Source organism: Methanosarcina barkeri MS (assembly GCF_000970025.1).
Lineage (GTDB): Archaea > Halobacteriota > Methanosarcinia > Methanosarcinales > Methanosarcinaceae > Methanosarcina > Methanosarcina barkeri.
Window position 1 is genome coordinate 2,856,235 of record NZ_CP009528.1, and the last position, 17,203, is coordinate 2,873,437.

General features: G+C 41.1%; 11 protein-coding genes and 1 pseudogene. 6 read left to right on the top strand and 6 right to left on the bottom strand.

The window, feature by feature from the left end; genetic code table 11:
* The first annotated feature begins 795 nt into the window (after positions 1-795).
* The 3 genes from uvrA (at position 796) to uvrB (ending at position 7,900) form a co-directional block, all read left to right on the top strand.
* Complete coding sequence (gene uvrA, locus MSBRM_RS11510) at positions 796-3,813, top strand: excinuclease ABC subunit UvrA (RefSeq protein ID WP_048116692.1); 3,018 nt, start codon at positions 796-798, stop codon at positions 3,811-3,813.
* Positions 3,814-4,190: 377 nt separating this feature from the next.
* Positions 4,191-5,750 carry an excinuclease ABC subunit UvrC gene (uvrC, locus tag MSBRM_RS11520; RefSeq protein WP_048116687.1) on the top strand — a complete coding sequence of 520 codons (1,560 nt, stop codon included), beginning with the start codon at positions 4,191-4,193 and terminating at the stop codon, positions 5,748-5,750.
* Between the two features lie 137 nt (positions 5,751-5,887).
* Complete coding sequence (gene uvrB / locus MSBRM_RS11525; RefSeq protein ID WP_048155785.1) at positions 5,888-7,900, top strand: excinuclease ABC subunit UvrB; 2,013 nt, start codon at positions 5,888-5,890, stop codon at positions 7,898-7,900.
* Between the two features lie 40 nt (positions 7,901-7,940).
* On the opposite strand, the gene MSBRM_RS21425 is transcribed toward uvrB, so the two are convergent.
* Positions 7,941-8,087 (bottom strand): hypothetical protein, encoded by a 147-nt coding sequence (locus MSBRM_RS21425; protein WP_230668860.1) that lies wholly within the window; start codon positions 8,085-8,087, stop codon positions 7,941-7,943.
* Positions 8,088-9,138: 1,051 nt separating this feature from the next.
* Here MSBRM_RS21425 and MSBRM_RS11530 point away from each other — a divergent pair.
* Positions 9,139-11,448 (top strand): nitrogenase component 1, encoded by a 2,310-nt coding sequence (locus MSBRM_RS11530; protein WP_268989058.1) that lies wholly within the window; start codon positions 9,139-9,141, stop codon positions 11,446-11,448.
* Positions 11,445-12,740, top strand: a complete 1,296-nt coding sequence (locus MSBRM_RS11535; RefSeq protein ID WP_048116679.1) for a nitrogenase component 1 — start codon at positions 11,445-11,447, stop codon at positions 12,738-12,740. The genes MSBRM_RS11530 and MSBRM_RS11535 overlap by 4 nt, the downstream gene beginning before the upstream one ends.
* 513 nt (positions 12,741-13,253) lie before the next feature.
* Here the strand turns inward: MSBRM_RS11535 and MSBRM_RS11545 are convergent.
* Both MSBRM_RS11545 and MSBRM_RS20475 read right to left on the bottom strand, forming a co-directional pair.
* On the bottom strand, positions 13,254-13,610 hold the full coding sequence (locus MSBRM_RS11545; protein WP_230629080.1) for a hypothetical protein: 357 nt from the start codon (positions 13,608-13,610) through the stop codon (positions 13,254-13,256).
* Between the two features lie 212 nt (positions 13,611-13,822).
* Positions 13,823-14,002 carry a hypothetical protein gene (locus MSBRM_RS20475; RefSeq protein WP_155400470.1) on the bottom strand — a complete coding sequence of 60 codons (180 nt, stop codon included), beginning with the start codon at positions 14,000-14,002 and terminating at the stop codon, positions 13,823-13,825.
* Positions 14,003-14,061: 59 nt separating this feature from the next.
* Between MSBRM_RS20475 and MSBRM_RS22230 the strand changes: the two are divergent.
* A pseudogene (locus tag MSBRM_RS22230) lies at positions 14,062-14,861 on the top strand (IS701 family transposase); the annotation flags it as partial.
* A gap of 73 nt (positions 14,862-14,934) precedes the next feature.
* Here MSBRM_RS22230 and MSBRM_RS11555 read toward each other — a convergent pair.
* Genes MSBRM_RS11555 through MSBRM_RS11565 form a run of 3 tightly spaced genes read right to left on the bottom strand, consistent with a single transcriptional unit; the run spans position 14,935 to position 17,202 of the window.
* Positions 14,935-15,888 carry a right-handed parallel beta-helix repeat-containing protein gene (locus MSBRM_RS11555; RefSeq protein ID WP_069575344.1) on the bottom strand — a complete coding sequence of 318 codons (954 nt, stop codon included), beginning with the start codon at positions 15,886-15,888 and terminating at the stop codon, positions 14,935-14,937.
* Between the two features lie 32 nt (positions 15,889-15,920).
* On the bottom strand, positions 15,921-16,484 hold the full coding sequence (locus tag MSBRM_RS11560; protein WP_048155791.1) for a C39 family peptidase: 564 nt from the start codon (positions 16,482-16,484) through the stop codon (positions 15,921-15,923).
* 13 nt (positions 16,485-16,497) lie between these two features.
* Positions 16,498-17,202, bottom strand: coding sequence for a P-loop NTPase family protein (locus tag MSBRM_RS11565; RefSeq protein ID WP_141706470.1), 705 nt, complete (start codon positions 17,200-17,202; stop codon positions 16,498-16,500).
* Between the last annotated feature and the right edge of the window lies 1 nt (position 17,203).

Consider the following 17,203-nt stretch of genomic DNA (forward strand, 5'->3'; position numbering starts at 1 on the left):
AGAATTTCCTAAATTACTTAAAGATAAATATCCTTCTCTTTTTGAAGACAGAAAATATTGAAGTACTATCACCAGGGCACTTCTCATGAATACTTTCTTGCAAACTTAACATAAATCTACTAAAATATATTAAAGTAGATAATTATTTATATGATCGACATGATCTAGCCCTCCATCACATGATTAAAAGTTCAAACTCCGCATTTCTTGCAGTATACCGATGTTTTTTTCTCCTTCTTTTTGGGGATCAGTTCCTTGCTTAACAGGCTTTTATTTACGCTGGTTTGTAGAGAAAATGATTATTCCGAACTGAAAGTATTAAAGACAAACAGATCAAAAATTAAACGTAAGAACGCCATACAATTCAATATCTATGAACGCAATCTACTAAATATAAACTTTAAAACCGGTTATTTACTGATTAATACTTTCACTCCGCTATATTACTCTATTAATAAAAAGTCTGCATTCTGCTGTATGTATCGAAAAACGGGGTAGCATGAATCCGAAAATTGTCATATATATGAGGAGTGAAATCAACGTCATGTAATTATCACTACTTATTTATAATAATATATGGAATTATCTGCCTGAAAAAAATGGCTCGATAAATAAATATAAACTTTAGGTTTTTCAAAAAAGTTTCTTAAAATTCATAAATTCATATCATTTCTGGATTTTTTAGAGATCTAACTTAAAAATCCAGAATTTACTTTAATCTAAAATCCAGACTTTATTCTGACCTTAAATTTTCATCTAACCGATTCAACTGGACAAAAACCCGAGAGAAGGAAAATGAAAAATATTATTATTAAAGGGGCACGGGAACATAACCTGAAAAACATCACGGTAGAACTCCCGCGGGACAAATTAATCGTTATTACAGGGGTATCAGGCTCAGGGAAATCCACCTTGGCTTTTGACACGGTTTATGCAGAAGGACAGCGGCGATATGTTGAGTCCCTCTCGGCTTATGCGCGGCAGTTCCTAGGGCTTATGAACAAGCCGGATGTGGACAGCATCGAGGGCTTATCTCCGGCAATATCCATTGAACAGAAAACGACCTCGAAAAACCCCCGAAGTACAGTCGGGACAGTTACCGAAATTTATGATTACTTGAGGCTGCTTTTTGCAAGAGTCGGCACCCCTTACTGCCCAACCCACAACATAAAAATCGAGTCTCAGTCTCCTGAAAAGATTGCGGACAGCCTGAGCAGAGAATGTGAAGGTATGGTTACCATTCTTGCGCCTATAGTCCGCCAGAAGAAAGGGACATACCAGCAGCTTTTCCGAGAACTGAACAGCGAAGGCTTCACCCGGATGAGGGTAAACGGCGAGATTCACAGGACTGACGATGAGATTACCCTTGACCGATACAAAAAACATGATATTGAAGTCGTGGTTGACCGGCTGGACCCTTCAGAAGACCGCTCAAGGCTTGTTGAAGCATGTGAAAATGCTCTAAATAAGGCAGATGGACTCTTAATAGCAGTTGATTCGGAAGGAAAAGACCACCTTTATTCCTCGAATATGGCCTGTCCTGTCTGCGGCATGGCTTTTGAAGAACTCCAGCCCAGGATGTTTTCTTTCAACAGTCCTTTCGGCGCCTGTGAAGCCTGTAATGGCCTCGGGATCAAGATGGAATTCGACCCTGACCTGATTATTCCGAATAAAACTCTCTGTATTGCAGACGGCGCAGTCGCTCTGTACAGAAATTATCTGGACAGTTACCGAAGCCAGCACCTTGCAGCTGTGGCAAAACATTTCGGTTTTGACATATTTACTCCCATTGAGGACCTCACAGATGAGCAGTATAATGCTCTCATGTACGGCTCGGACGAACTTATGCAGTTCAATATGAGCATGAAGAACGGGGATGCACACTGGTCTCATAGGGGCACCTGGGAAGGGTTGCTCCCGCAGTCCGAGAGACTGTACAGCCAGACAAAATCCGAGTACCGCCGAAAAGAACTTGAAAAATTCATGCAGGTTAAACCCTGTCCAAAATGTGAAGGCAAGAGACTGAAGGAAAAAGTGATTGCAGTAAAGTTCGGCGGGAAATCCATTATAGATGTATCCAATCTCTCAATTCTGGAGTGTATCCGGTTTTTCGAAAACGTGGAGCTCTCGGAAAAGGAAAAAGAGATCGCAAAACAAGTCTTAAAAGAAATTCGCTCCAGGCTCGGCTTTTTAGAGCATGTGGGGCTCGGCTATCTCACCCTTTCGCGAGGTGCAGGTACTCTCTCAGGCGGAGAAGCACAACGAATCCGGCTAGCTACTCAGATTGGCTCAAACCTCATGGGAGTGCTCTATGTGCTTGACGAACCTTCAATAGGACTGCACCAGAGAGACAACGAGCGGCTTATCCAGACTCTCCAGACTCTGCGGGATCTTGGAAATACTCTGATAGTCGTGGAGCACGATGAAGATACTATTCGGTCTGCTGATTATGTGCTCGATATAGGGCCAGGTGCAGGCGTTCATGGGGGTTATGTGGTAGCCGAAGGCACACCTGAAGAAATTGAACAGAATCCGAAATCTCTGACAGGCCAGTACCTTTCAGGAGAAAAACAGATAAAAACGCCTGCCCTTCGCCGGCACAGCGATGCATTCATCAGGCTTAAAGGGTGCAGGGCGAACAACCTGAAGGACATAGATGTGAATATTCCCATAGGGGTCCTGACCGTGGTTACAGGGGTCTCAGGGTCCGGAAAATCCACATTAATTTATGAGACCCTGTACAAAGCCCTGATGAAAAAGATAAATAAATCAAGTGTAACCCCAGGGGACTATGACGAATTGGTTTTCGATTCCGAGATCGACAAGGTAATCGTTATTGACCAGAGCCCTATCGGCAGGACTCCTCGCTCAAACCCTGCCACCTATACCAAGGTTTTTGATGCCATAAGACAGGCTTTTGCCGAAACAAAAGAAGCGAAAATCAGGGGTTATAAAAATGGGCGTTTCTCCTTCAATGTAAAAGGAGGGCGCTGTGAAGCCTGTCAGGGAGAAGGACTGATAAAAATCGAAATGAATTTCCTGCCTGATGTATACATCGAGTGTGAGGAATGCAAGGGTAAACGCTACAACCGTGAAACTCTCGAAGTAAAGTACAGGGGCAAATCGATTGCTGAAGTCCTGAACATGACCGTTGAAGAGGCTGCCGAGCACTTTGAAAACATCCCTTCAATCAAACGCAAACTCGATACTTTAATAAGAGTCGGGCTGGGCTATATCAAACTCGGCCAGAGCTCAACAACGCTTTCCGGTGGAGAAGCCCAGAGGATCAAGCTGACAAGGGAACTCTCCAAAAAGTGTACCGGAAAGACCATTTACCTCCTTGATGAGCCCACAACCGGACTTCACTTCCATGATGTCAAAAAACTCATCGCAGTTCTTAACAGGCTTGTGGCAAAAGGAAACACTGTGGTTGTAATAGAACATAACCTGGATGTAATCAAATCAGCAGACTATATCATTGATCTGGGTCCCGAAGGCGGGAACGCAGGCGGAGAAATTATTGCCGAAGGAACTCCGGAGGAAGTGTCCACAGTTCAGGGAAGCTATACTGCACGCTTCCTTGCTCCTAAACTTTCACAGTCATATCTCGACATGTCGGGAGAAGAACCTGTTGAAGCTGTTTTTGAAGAAGGGGAAGAGTTTGAGACCGATTATGAAGATCTTAATGACGATCAGAATGAAGAGGATTCTGAAGATTTTGAAGAAGAGTCGGAGGAAGACTCCGAAGACTCCAGAGGTTTCAAGCACAATAAACATAGAGCCAACAATGCATTTCAAGAGCAATTGATTTAAAATGTTTTTTAATATTTATTTGGTAAATTTAAGCCGGTTTAATCTAATTTAAACCCGATGAAAGCCTAATTAAGCTGATTAAACCAATTAAATTGATCAAATTGACTAAACTGACTAAACTGACTAAACTGACTAAACTGACTAAACTGACTAAACTGACTAAACTGACTAAACTGACTAAACTGACTAAACTGACTAAACTGACTAAACTGACTAAACTGACTAAACTGACTAAACTGACTAAACTGACTAAACTGACTAAACTGACTAAACTGACTAAACTGACTAAACTGACTAAACTGACTAAACCGATGAAACTGATTAAACTGATTTAAGCTCCCTTTAAAAACTGAAAAACTTGAAAAAGAGGTTTAAAAATGATTGACCTGGAGGCTCTACCTCACCTACCTGGCTGTTATCTTTTCAAGAATGAAGAAGGGACTGTGATTTACGTAGGCAAGGCAAAGGACCTCAAAAAGCGGGTAAGCAGCTATTTCCAGAAACGAGACCATGATCCAAAAACTGCGAGCCTTATAGAGGCTGTAACGGACCTCGATTTTATTGTCACGAACACTGAAGTAGAGGCTTTTCTTCTGGAAAATACTCTTATCAAAAAACATTGGCCAAGGTATAATATTGCTCTTAAGGACTCAAAAAGGTATGCCTGCATTCATTTAACTGATGAAAAGTTTCCAAGGATCAAGCTCGCCCGGAAAAAAGCAGATGGTGGAAGCTTTTTTGGGCCCTTTGTCTCGGCAAAGGAAAGAGACTACATTTTTGAAGTTGTAAGAAAGACTTTCCAGCTTCGGACCTGTAAAAAGATGCCGAAACGGGCCTGCCTCAGATACCATATAGCGGCATGCAGCGGGCCCTGCATAGGTGCAATTTCCGCAGAAGACTATGCCGAGAAAGTGAAGAAAGCGGCCTCGGTCCTGAAAGGCAATATCAGAGAGCTTATCGAGTCTATGGAAAAAGAAATGAGGGAGCTGGCATCGAGGCAGCAGTTCGAGCAGGCCATGGTTCTCAGGGACGAGATTGCAGCCCTTGAGTATCTTCAGGAAAAACAAAATATGGAGAGGCAGAAAAAGCATAATGAGGATATTCTGAACTACATTGTCAGGGATGATACCGTTTATCTCATGCTCTTCAAGGTCTACAAAGGTACACTTGAAGATAAACAGGACTATGTTTTTGCCTTTGGGGAAAATTTTCTGGAAGAATTTCTTGTACAATATTATTCCGAGAACGAACCTCCTGAAGAACTAATTCTTCCTGAACCTCTCGAAGAATCGCTTGTTGACTTCCTTTCTCACGTCAAAGGAACAAAAGTCAAAGTTACGGTTCCGAAACAGGGAGAGAAAAAGGAACTTCTCGCCCTTGCCCTGAAAAATGTTGAGATAGGTTTCTTTGGAGACCGGAAAAAGCTCGAAGCCCTGCAGAGTAAACTATCCCTTCCGAAACTTCCGAATGTCATAGAATGTTTTGATATCTCTCATCTCTCAGGCACGGCTACGGTCGGTTCAATGGTTCAGTTCCGTGGGGGCAGACCTGATAAACACAATTATCGCCGCTTCAAGATCGAGAGTGTTGAAGGGATCGATGACTTTGCTTCCATTGCAGAGGTTGTACGCAGGCGTTATTCTCGCTTGCTCGAGGACAAGCATGACCTACCTGACCTTATCATTATAGACGGGGGAAAAGGACAGCTTTCTTCAGCTTTTCAGGAACTCAGAAAGCTCAAAATCAGGGTTCCTCTTATTTCGATAGCCAAGCGGGAAGAAGAAATCTATGTGCCCGGAATCAAGTCTCCTCTTCCCATCAAAAAAAACGAGAAAGCCTCTCTTTTTGTCCAGGAAATCCGGGACGAAGCTCACAGGTTTGCAATTACCTATAACCGCCTGCTAAGGCAAAAATCTATGATTCCTAAAAATGACTGATTCCAAAAAATCTATGATTCCTAAAAAGGATTGATTCCAAAAAATCCCAGATTCCTGAAAATCATTAATTAGTTATTACTACTGTTGGTAATATGTGTCCGTCATTTAAATTTCCAGAATTTTAAGGTTTTGATTCTATGAAATCTTCAGATAAGACATCCCAAGCTGTATCTAAAAAAGCCATTGACACAATACGAGATACCCGATATTGGGACAGCCCGCAGTTCAAGCTGGTTTCCGATTTCGAACCCAAGGGTTCCCAGCCGCAAGCAATCGAAAAACTTGTGGATGGGCTTGAAAATGGGGAGCAGTACCAGACCCTGCTTGGGGTAACAGGATCAGGGAAGACCTATACTGTTGCAAATGTCATAAACCAGGTCAGGAAACCGACGATTGTTATTGCTCATAACAAAACCCTTGCTGCCCAGCTTTATAATGAATTCAAGGAGTTCTTCCCTGAAAACAGGGTTGAGTATTTTGTTTCCTATTACGATTACTATCAACCTGAGTCCTATCTTCCTGCCAGGGACCAGTATATTGAAAAGGATGCCCAGATTAACCCCAAAATCGAGCAGATGCGACTTGCAACTACTGCTTCCCTGATGTCTCGTCAGGACGTTATTGTAGTGGCATCCGTATCCTGTATTTACGGGCTTGGCAATCCTGAGAATTTCCAGAAAATGGGGTTTGAATTAAAGTTAGGAGATAAGGTCCGGAGAAAAGAAATCCTGCAAAAGCTCGTTGAAATCCAGTTCGAACGGAACGACCTTGAGCTCATGCCAGGGCGCTTCAGGGTAAAAGGAGATACTATTGATATTATTCCCGGATATTTTGATGATATTATCCGGATTGAGCTTTTCGGAGATGAGGTCGACCGGATTTCCGAGGTAAACAAACAGACCGGTCAGCGAACGGAAGAGATGGACTATTTCTTTGTTTATCCTGCCAGGCACTATGTAATTCCTGAGGAGGAACAGAAAAGTGCAATTCAGTCCATCCTCGAAGAACTCGAAGAACACCTTCCTGAACTCGGGCTTCTCGAATCTCACAGGTTGAAACAGCGCACGATTTATGATATGGAAATGATTCAGGAAACCGGCACCTGTAAAGGCATTGAAAACTATTCTCGGCATTTTGACCACAGACAGCTAGGAGAACAGCCCTTCTGCCTGCTTGACTATTTCCCTGAGGATTTCCTGATGGTAATCGATGAGAGCCACCAGACCATCCCGCAGCTTCATGGAATGTACAACGGGGACCGCTCAAGGAAGAAGAGTCTTGTCGATTATGGGTTCAGGCTTCCCAGTGCTTACGATAACAGGCCTCTTAAGTTCGATGAATTCGAGAAGTACATGAAAAACGTGATTTTTGTCTCGGCAACGCCTTCAGATTATGAAAGAGAGCACTCAGCCCAGATCGTGGAACAGATTATCCGGCCAACAGGACTTGTTGACCCTGAGGTGGAAATTCGTCCTCTCGAAGGTCAGGTCAAAGATGTCATGCAGGAGATTCGGAAAATTGTGGAAAGGGGAGACCGTGCTCTTGTAACCACTCTGACAAAGAAACTTGCGGAAGAACTTACCGAGTACCTTGCAAGGAACGAAATAAAAGCTCGTTACCTGCACTCGGATATTAAAACGATAGAAAGAACTGAGATTATCCGCGAACTCCGCCTTGGAAAATTTGATGTCCTTGTAGGGATAAACCTGCTCAGAGAGGGGCTTGATATTCCGGAAGTGGGCTTCATTGGCATACTGGATGCGGATAAGGAAGGATTCCTGAGGGACTCAAAAAGCCTGATCCAGATCATAGGCCGTGCAGCCCGGAATGCCAGCTCGAAAGTTGTCCTGTATGCCGATAACATGACGGATTCCATCAAAAAAGCTGTTCGTGAGACTGAACGCCGCCGTTCCATGCAGATCGCCTACAATAAGGAACACGGCATCGTCCCGACAACTATCAGGAAACCAATTCGGGAAAAGGTCGTGGATATTACCGACACCAAACACATCCCGAAGACCGAGATTCCCAATATGATTATCGAACTGGAAACCGAAATGAGGGAAGCTGCTGACAGGCTGGACTTCGAAAGGGCAATTCAGGTAAGGGAAATGATAAAGAAGCTGGAAAAAGAGATCAAAGTAGCTTGAGATGAAAGTCACTTGAGGTAAAAAGAGCTTGAGAGAAAAATTATCGGAGAGGAGGCAGTCCGATAACTATCACTGATTTTGCTTCAGGATATATGGATTGAGGATAGAATTCCTCAGGCATCCATGGTAAAAAAGGAGGATTGCTCCATCTCTCAATACTGGCAACTCCAACCATGGGTATGTCCATACTTTCGCATTTATGCAAGAGGGCTTTTTTCAGATCTTCAGTCGTAGATTCATCCCCTCTTTATAATTCATTATTGCTACAGGGAGATAGCTTTGTCTAATCATTTGAACATTTCTACTCATTAACATATCGGAATTTTCCAAAAAGAGAAACCGGCCTTAATTAATTTGGACATACTTCTATCGCTTTTTAGTTCCTCTATATTACCGGCTCAGATGCCAGCAGACAAGACAACATATTGAGTGGTTTTGTAGGAAAATTACTGTATTTTGTTTGGCTTGACCTCTGTATTTTTCTGACCTGTTTTCTCGCATGAATTAACTGCATTTTAGCCTGATTGCAAAATAAAGTAGCCAAGTATCTTGTCTGTGTGCATACTCTCAAGTGGAGGAGGCCACCGAAGTCAGGCAAGAAAAATATTGGCTTTTCTTGGAAATGGGTAGAAAAATAACCTTAAGTCAAAAATATAACCTAAAATTTATTATACTTCGGTTATAATACGTTAGATAACTTAGATATGTTCAGTAAAACAGGAAAAACAATTAATTCTCTTTTCTCGGGTTTTGCCGGAAAGTTATATTTTTACACCAACAATGCTAAAGATGTATTTTAACAGTTGAAGACAAATCCATATAGAGTTTTGCAGTTTCACGATGGCTTCTTGGATAAATAAAGCTTAATGGTGAAGTCAAGTTCACTAATGATATGTTGTATCCTGAAATAATTTCGCAAATTCAAAACCATTTGAAAGTTCAATACACGATACAACAGCAGACGGCGCAAAAAGTTAAACGTTAAGTAAGTTTCAATTCCATATTGGTATTGTGAAATAATCAAAAGTTAAGTAAGTTTCAATTCCATTTTGGTATTGTGAAATAATCATGTAAAATAAAACAAATTCGAAGTTGAAGAAGTTGGAGTAAAAAAGTGAGTCAGCTGTATACGATATATAGTTGAAATAAAAAAAATAAAAAAGTATAATAATTTAGGGATAAACCAGAAGATTACCCTTTTAAGTTAGCAAGTAACAGGAGGAAAAAACATAATCCAGATTGCTCTCTATGGGAAGGGGGGCATAGGCAAGTCCACGGTTGCTGCAAACCTCTCGGCTGCCCTTGCCGTTTTGAAAAAGCGGGTCCTTCAGGTTGGCTGCGACCCAAAACACGATTCCACCCGTCTGCTCCTTGGAGGGGCTGACATTCCCACAGTATTGGACTATATGCGTGAAACTCCTCAAGAAGCACAGAAGCTTGAAGATCTGGTCTTTGAAGGCTACGGAGGTACTGCCTGTGTGGAAGCCGGGGGGCCGAAACCAGGAATCGGATGTGCAGGTAGAGGGATACTGAGCAGTTTTGAGGTCTTAAAACGTGTGGGACTCAGGGCTTCTTCCTTTGACGTCGTACTTTATGATGTGCTTGGGGATGTTGTCTGCGGGGGGTTTGCGGTTCCCCTAAGAAAAGAATATGCCGATGCTGTTTTTCTGGTAACTTCAGGGGAATACATGGCCTTGTACGCTGCTAACAATATCCTCAGAGGAATCCGAAATTTTGAGGATTCAGTTCCCAGGGTTGCAGGTATTATCTTCAACAGACGAGGGCTTTTTGAGGAGGAGGAAAGGGTCTTTGCCTTTGCCCGGGCAACAGGTTTGCCTGTGCTGGCTTCTATTCCAAGGGATGAAGTATTTTCTCAGGCTGAAAAAGTAGGGAAAACTCTGGCTGAAGCTTTTCCTTCCTCTGCTCCTGCAGGTATTTTCAGAGAGCTGGCATTGTATGTGAAAAACATGGAAAAGGACCGAAGCCTGCTGCATCCTGCCAACCCTCTCGGTGACATTGAGCTTGAGGCTCTGGTGCTGGGAAGGCGGGAACGGCCCTGTATAAAGCCATTTGGAACAGGTTCTGTATCCAGAAAAAGATCCTGTGCTGAACCTGTTTCTCTTAGCCAAGAAAATAGGCCTTTCGCAGAAATCCATATGGAGATACCAGAAACAAGTTTCGAGAAAATCTGTCCGGGGATTCCAGAAGCGCAGTCTGCAGAAATTTCCTCCAGAACTCCAACAGAAGTATCCACATCATCCCAAGAAAAACAACTCTCCAGACCTCTCCTTTGCGGCTGTGCTTTTTCAGGGGCTGTGACTGCTACTTTTCAGGTTAACGATGCCGCCACGGTCCTACACGGGCCTAGGAGTTGCACCTATATCACGGCCGATGCCCTTACACGCTCGTTTTTATTAGGGGATGGAAGGAATATCTCAGATAAGGAAAAGCAGGTCCCTGGCCTCCTGCCGACAGATATGAAGGAAGAGGACATTATTTTTGGGGGACTCGAAAAACTTGAGAATAGAATAGAGGAAGCCCTTTTAGCTGGCTGGCAAACGGTCTTTGTGGTGAGCACCTGTCCAGGAGGAATCATAGGAGACAATATAAGGGAAGCAGCATCAAGAGCCAAAGTTCGTTTTCCTGGAGCCAGGGTCATTCCTATCCCTGTGGAAGGCGTCATTACGGGAGACTTTTCAGCCGGTATGCTCGAGGGCAGCAAACGCGTTGCTGATCTGATCGACCCCTCCGTAAGGCCCGAAAAAGGCCTGGTTAACATAATAGGAGAAAGGAATTTTTCCCCTCAAGAAGAAAAAAACTTCTGTATTGTTGAGAAATTGCTTCAAAGACTGGGATACAGGGTCAACTGCAGGTTTTTAAAAGAGACAGATACCCTTTCCCTTCGCTCTTTTAAAAAAGCGGAGCTCAACCTGTTAGCCTGTACCGACCCTGATACCCAGGCCATCCAGGAATACCTCTCCAAGCGTTTCAGGCTTGAGTTTTTTGAGCTTCCATTTCCTGTGGGTTTCCGGGAAAGTTCCATTTGGGTAAAAGCTCTGGCAGCACGCTTGCTTCCCGGAAAGGATGTCTCTTCCCTGCTGCAAGAACAGGAAAAAGTGTACAAAGCAGGGATCGGGAAATATGCTCCCCATCTATCGGGAAAGCGTGTACTCTTGGTGAGTTACACCGAAGATATCAGCTGGGTTCTGGACACAATCAGAGACCTGGGAATGGAAATCCTCAAGGTTGGTTTTTCAGTCTCGACTTTCAGGAAGGAACGTCCGGACCTCCTGTCCAATGAAGGATTCCCTGTGGAGAGAAATTATACGGATGAAATGAGGGCTAAGGATGTCAGGGATCTCAGGCCGGACCTTGTTCTTTCGAGTTATGTCCCTTCGGTTCCTGAAGGTGGAGTGCATTATGATACCATACCCATCTCCCCACAGGTTGGGTTCCTGAGCGGGCTTGAACTTGCAAAACGCTGGAGTACGCTTTTGAGGCTGCCAGTTGTGGAGGGATGGAAATATGACGGAGGCGATGAAAGTTGATATTTTCCCCAGACGCTTTTACGGGCTCTATCCTGACTGTGGAGGGAATCAGGGACGCAGCTGTGATTCTAAACGGTCCTACAGGGTGCAAGTTATACCATAGTTTCCTTTCGGACAGGCAGTTCCCCAGAGAAAGTTCCCATGACCCCCTGGCATTCCAGGACGAGTTCTATTTCGGACAGCCCAGGGTCCCTTGTACCTGCCTGGACGGAGAAGATTTCATCCAGGGCTCCCTTGAAAAATTTGAAAGGGCACTTGCAGCAGTGGCAGCAAAAGAAAAAGGTTTGCTTGTAGTGATTAATTCCCCGGGAGCAAGCCTTGTTGGAGATGACCTGGAGAACGTAATTAAAAAGGCAGGGCTGCAGACTCGATGTTTTGTTGTGGAAAAGACGGGTTTTTCGCTTCCCGCAGATCAGGGCTTTGAAAATACTACTCTTACCTTGCTGGAACATCTGAAATTCCGTTCCCTTTTTCGACCTCTCAATCGCCCGGAGTTTACTAAAAAAGTGAATTTGATAGGACTTTCCCTTCTCCACAAACACTGGGAAGGCTCGGTTGCAGAAATGAAGCGGCTCCTGTCTTTCTTAGGCCTGGAAGTGGGAGCTATTTTACTTGCCGGAACTTCCCTCGACGAAATTCGGGAATCAAACAACGCAGCCTGTAATATTGTCCTTTTCCCCGAATACGGCAGAAGGGTTGCTGAGTGGTATCGGAAAAACTTCGGAACTCCTGCCGTGTTTTCTCCTCTTGGGGCTCCATTGGGTTTTGATGCGAATGAAAGCCTGTTGAGAGAAGTTGCAGCTGTCCTAAATATCGACCCTGCACCTGCACTTGCGGAAGTACGGAAAGCCAGGCAGACTAGTTATCAACAGATTTCACGTTTCCATTCATTCTCAGGGCTTCCCAAAGGAGCCAGTTTTTCAATCCAAGCCGAAAGCTCTCTTGTCTTTCCTCTTACACACTGGCTTTACTCCTACCTGGGCATGGCCCCTTATGCAGTAAAACTGCTTCCCGGAAGCGACCCTGAAATAGCAAGATCTCTTAAGTCATTTCTGACGGAAAAGGGCTTTTGCGAAGCCTGGGATAGGGACCTTTCGCTTGAATCGGTTGATATTGCCTTTGCTGACAGTTTTACCCTTCAGCTTTTAAAAGCAAAGGGATGCTGCAAAGCAGGTATCGAAATTTCCCTCCCGGACAGAGGGTACATCCACTTTATCCCGAAAACATATCTGGGAGTTTCGGGTGCCCTTTTCCTTCTAGAAGAAATCATTAACGGGCTGCGTTCCACATGAACATACTAATTTTGAAGGACAAAAATTTCCATCACAAAAAATGGAATTTATCTTTTTTAATACGCAGTTTTTATCGCAAGATCTATGCATAAATATAAAGCGAATTTTACAGAAGATTTAAAACGCTGCAAAATTCTTTCAAGAATAATATCATTGGAAAGAAAAAAATTGCAAAGAAAAAATTGTAAAGAAAAAAATTGCAAAGAAAAAATTGTAAAGAAAAAAATTGCAAAGAAAACGACAAGCAATAACTGTAAATGTTTCTTCTCTATGTAAAGTTTCTTCTCTATGTTATGTTTCTTCTCTATGTTAATTCACATTAGTAAATTAAAATCACAATTATAAGTTTTTAAACTGGAAATGTCTGTTAGGTTCATAGTCTCATTTAATCTAAAATTTAGAAAAACTGTAAAAGGAAGCTTACGCCTAAGGTTTCTAGTTCTTAAATTCAAAAATAAATTCCTTATTTATCATTGGAAAAACTCAAATGCGTAGGTCCTATAAGTTAATTGGTTATATATAATATTCAACATAGAAACGGTAAGCAACCTGAACTTCTTCTAGCTCCCTGGGTTCCAGTTTAAAATCAGGCTGGCCGGTTTTGTAAACTTTTTCTCCGAAGTTTTTGAAGGTGACTTCGCATTTTATATTTTCGGGAAGTTGAGCCTCAAAACTGCCGCATTTATTACGGATTTCCAGCGCAAGCTTTTCGATTTCTTCAGGACTGAAGACTTTTTTCTTTTCAGGAATGTAATTTACCTCAACTATCAATTCTTCTTTACTCGTTAAGTCTGCCCAGAAACCGGAAAGTTCGGTCCCTACTATTTTGTAGTCCTGAAGTTCAAAACTTCTCGTGATTGTATTCTTCATTTTGCCCTCTTCCATATGCTTAGTTTAGAAAGTGGATATATATAAACTATTTTAAAAACAAAACAACTTCTTTAGAAGCTTCTTTAAAAAATAACAATTATTTATTTCTGATCCATAGAAAGTTTATAATTCTTTCTTCTCAACAAATAAAGAATAGGACTTACGCTGTTGAGGTACAAGTTACTAGCGACTTCGATTATCCAAGTCTCACATTACTTCTTCCTGAGTTTCTGCCCTGCATACAGGCAGACCAAACCGGCAAATAATCCGAAGCCTGGAATAGAGTTACTTTTGCTCGATTCGTTTCCATCTGAGCCATTAGCACTATCAGACTCAAAATTATTGTTACTATTATTGTTATTACTATAGGACTTACGCAGTTGAAATGCCAAAAACATCATATCATTAAAAATATAATTATCTTGTGTGATTTTCTAAAACGTACGGAGTTATGGACATAAACTCACCCAAGTGTAATGACATCGACTACATTAATTTCCTCATCGCTGCTTCTAACGTTTTTAGTTGCACTGAAGCTGCTAGATGTTATCCCAAACGTAGCTAATGCTTCTTTTCATAACGCTTTTACTCGTTGCCTTCAAAGGCAACCTACAGACACGGAAGCACTATGGGAGGAAGTAAAAAGTCATGTCAAGTTTGAAGAAGGCTTTCTAATTGTTGATGATTCAACATTAGATAAAACCCTACGCAGAAGAAATGGCTTTTGTTATTCGTATGTGGAGTGGAAAACATCATAGTACTCTGTAAAGGGGATAGGTCTTGTTTCCTTAGTTTGGACTGACGGTAAAACCGTTATACCTATCGATTTTCGAATTTATAACATCGATGAAGACGACAAAACTAAGAATGACCATTTCCGCGATATGCTTGATAAAGCCGAAGAACGTGGTTTTAAGCCAGAATTTGTTTTATTTGATACATGGTATGCAAGTGTAAAAACCTTAAAGCCATTAGGTAAAAAGAATGGCATTTCCTTACAAGGTTAAAAAACAATCGTTTGGTAAATCCTGACAACAAAGGAAATGTGCCACTTGAAACAGTAGATATTCCTCCAGAAGGACTTGTGGTCCACCTCAAAGCATATGGATTTGTAAAGGTGTTTCGGATAGTTTCAAAAGATAGAGACACGCAACACTGAGTTACAGATGTGCAGGAGATGGATGAATCAAAACGTGAGAAGTTGGCAAAGAAGGCGTGGAAATTGAGGAATATCATAGAGGAATAAAGCAAAAAGGATTGGAAATATTTGACGTCTCCCAAGAATGATATAGCATAGCCTCAAATGTTTTCTGTCTATACTAATTCATTTTGATTCTACTGCCAGCACTCTTCCTTGCTCGTTTACAATATATTGCTCTCCTTCTAATGTATTATTTTTACTGTCAAAACTATATACTACTTTAATTTCGGTACTCAATCCTGCAGTGTTACCTTTTAATATGTTATTTTGAGAATTTCCAAGGTTGATTGAAAATGTATATCCATGCAAATTAATAGTATTATTCAAAAGTTTATTATTGTCAGAATTTTCTAGGGTGACGCTGAAATAATTAGCTGAAGCTAAATTTTTATTAAGCTCATTATCTGAAGAGTCACTGAGATATATACCTCTCCAGGTGTTTGATACAATATTATTAATCAATTTATTATTATCAGAATCTTCAAGACTAATACCATCTATATCAACCATTATATCAGCATTTGAGATATTGTTTCTATTTAACCAGTTATTGTTAGAGTTTTCTAGATGAATTCCATACTGATTCTGAAAAAGAGTGTTATTTTCAATTAAAATATTATTGGATTTTTTTAATAATATTCCATATTCGTTATAAACTAATTTATTTCTAGTTATATTACCATCAGACCCGCTATAGTATATACCAGCTTTGTTTTTTGCCCCAGTAATATTAAATCCGCTGATTGTCACATCATTCGCAGTTACATGAAATACATCTTTTCTTGTGTTTGCAGCCTGAATAACAGTATCATTTGACTCTCCAGGGTTCGATATTATATCTATGGATTTGTCTACAACTAAATTCTCCTTATATGATCCTGAGTAAACAATAACAGTGTCACCGGATTTGGCATTGTTTATTGCTCGCTGTATCGAATCACCAGGGTGTACATTAATATTTGTTGGATTACTGGAATATTTTTCTTTATTATTTGTTTCTTCAATATATACTATTGAAGCAATAAAAAATAATAATAAGATAAATATTAATTTTGCATTAGTTTGTGAGCGAGACATAATTATTCTCTTCTTTTAAAAAATATGGGTGATTAAGGTCTCACCCACGTTGATCTTGCACTGTCCCAGCTTCCAAAAGTGATACTATGGGTATTTACACCATCCCAAGTATCATGAATGAAAAGATAATCTGTTGTCGTCCCATCAGAATAGCCCATACATGTAACAGAGTGATTTCCATAAGGTGAAGTTGATGGATATCCACTCCCAACCCCACCATTTGTCATACCTAGGATAAATGGTCTATTTGCATTAATTTCTGTCACAGCTTCGGACATAGACAAATCACTATTATATACAGCATCAAAGTTTGTATACTGATAATTTTGACAAACTGTTTCTATACCACCAGCAATGTGACTATGATATGTAGAACCCGTAATAGGATCAGTGACCATTGCCGTTGCCAATTCTTGTATTAATGTATGACCGCTTGGGAAATTTGGATATCCATGAGCATCCCAATATTCCAGAACCATGGCAGATGCAGTTGGAGAACAACCAATATACACAGTCTCAAAAGGAACAGTCGTCATTATTTTAATAGTCGACGCTCTACTTGATACAGTTTCTACATCAGCGCTTTTTTCTATCATTCTGTTTTCTAAATCATCCCACGCTTTTTTCTATCATTCTGTTTTCTAAATCATCCCACGCTTTTTTTATTTCATCACTTTTGGCCGTTTCTACTTTATTCATACTGGCTGAGGTATTTTCCTCCTCTGCATTTATTATATTTGATGTAACAAGATCTACAATAACTTTCTTTTTATTCCCGTCTTTGCTGTCTTGAAGGTTATATTGACTATAGTAGAACGTTGCGCCTTCGTAGATAGGTACACTTTCCACAACATTCAGCTTATTTTTCTTTGCATAGTTTACTGCTGCATTTTGTGATTTCTTGGTCATTGTAGAGATTTTATTTTGGAGTTTTCCCTTTGAAAATTCAAGAATTGGATATTTATTTTTGGTAGCAGATATTAGTATAAAACCATCATATTCGTTATTTTTCATCACGTCAAAGGAGTATGCTGTTATATTCCCTTCAAGGTCATAAAATGTAATGTCAGGTTCAACAACTGCATCTTCCCATTCCTCTAATTCAGGTATTGTTCCAGAGAGTTCTACCAGATAAAAAGCTGCAATTTCTTTTGCCTCATCTATACTCAGGGGTGTAGATGTTTGTTCATCGGTACTTGTTGGGGATGTGTCTGTTTCTGCAAAAGCGACAGAACTTAAACTCGTTATAAAAATTCCCAATAATAATACATTAAGTATTAATTTACTCGTATTAGCTAATCTTCTTGTTTTCATT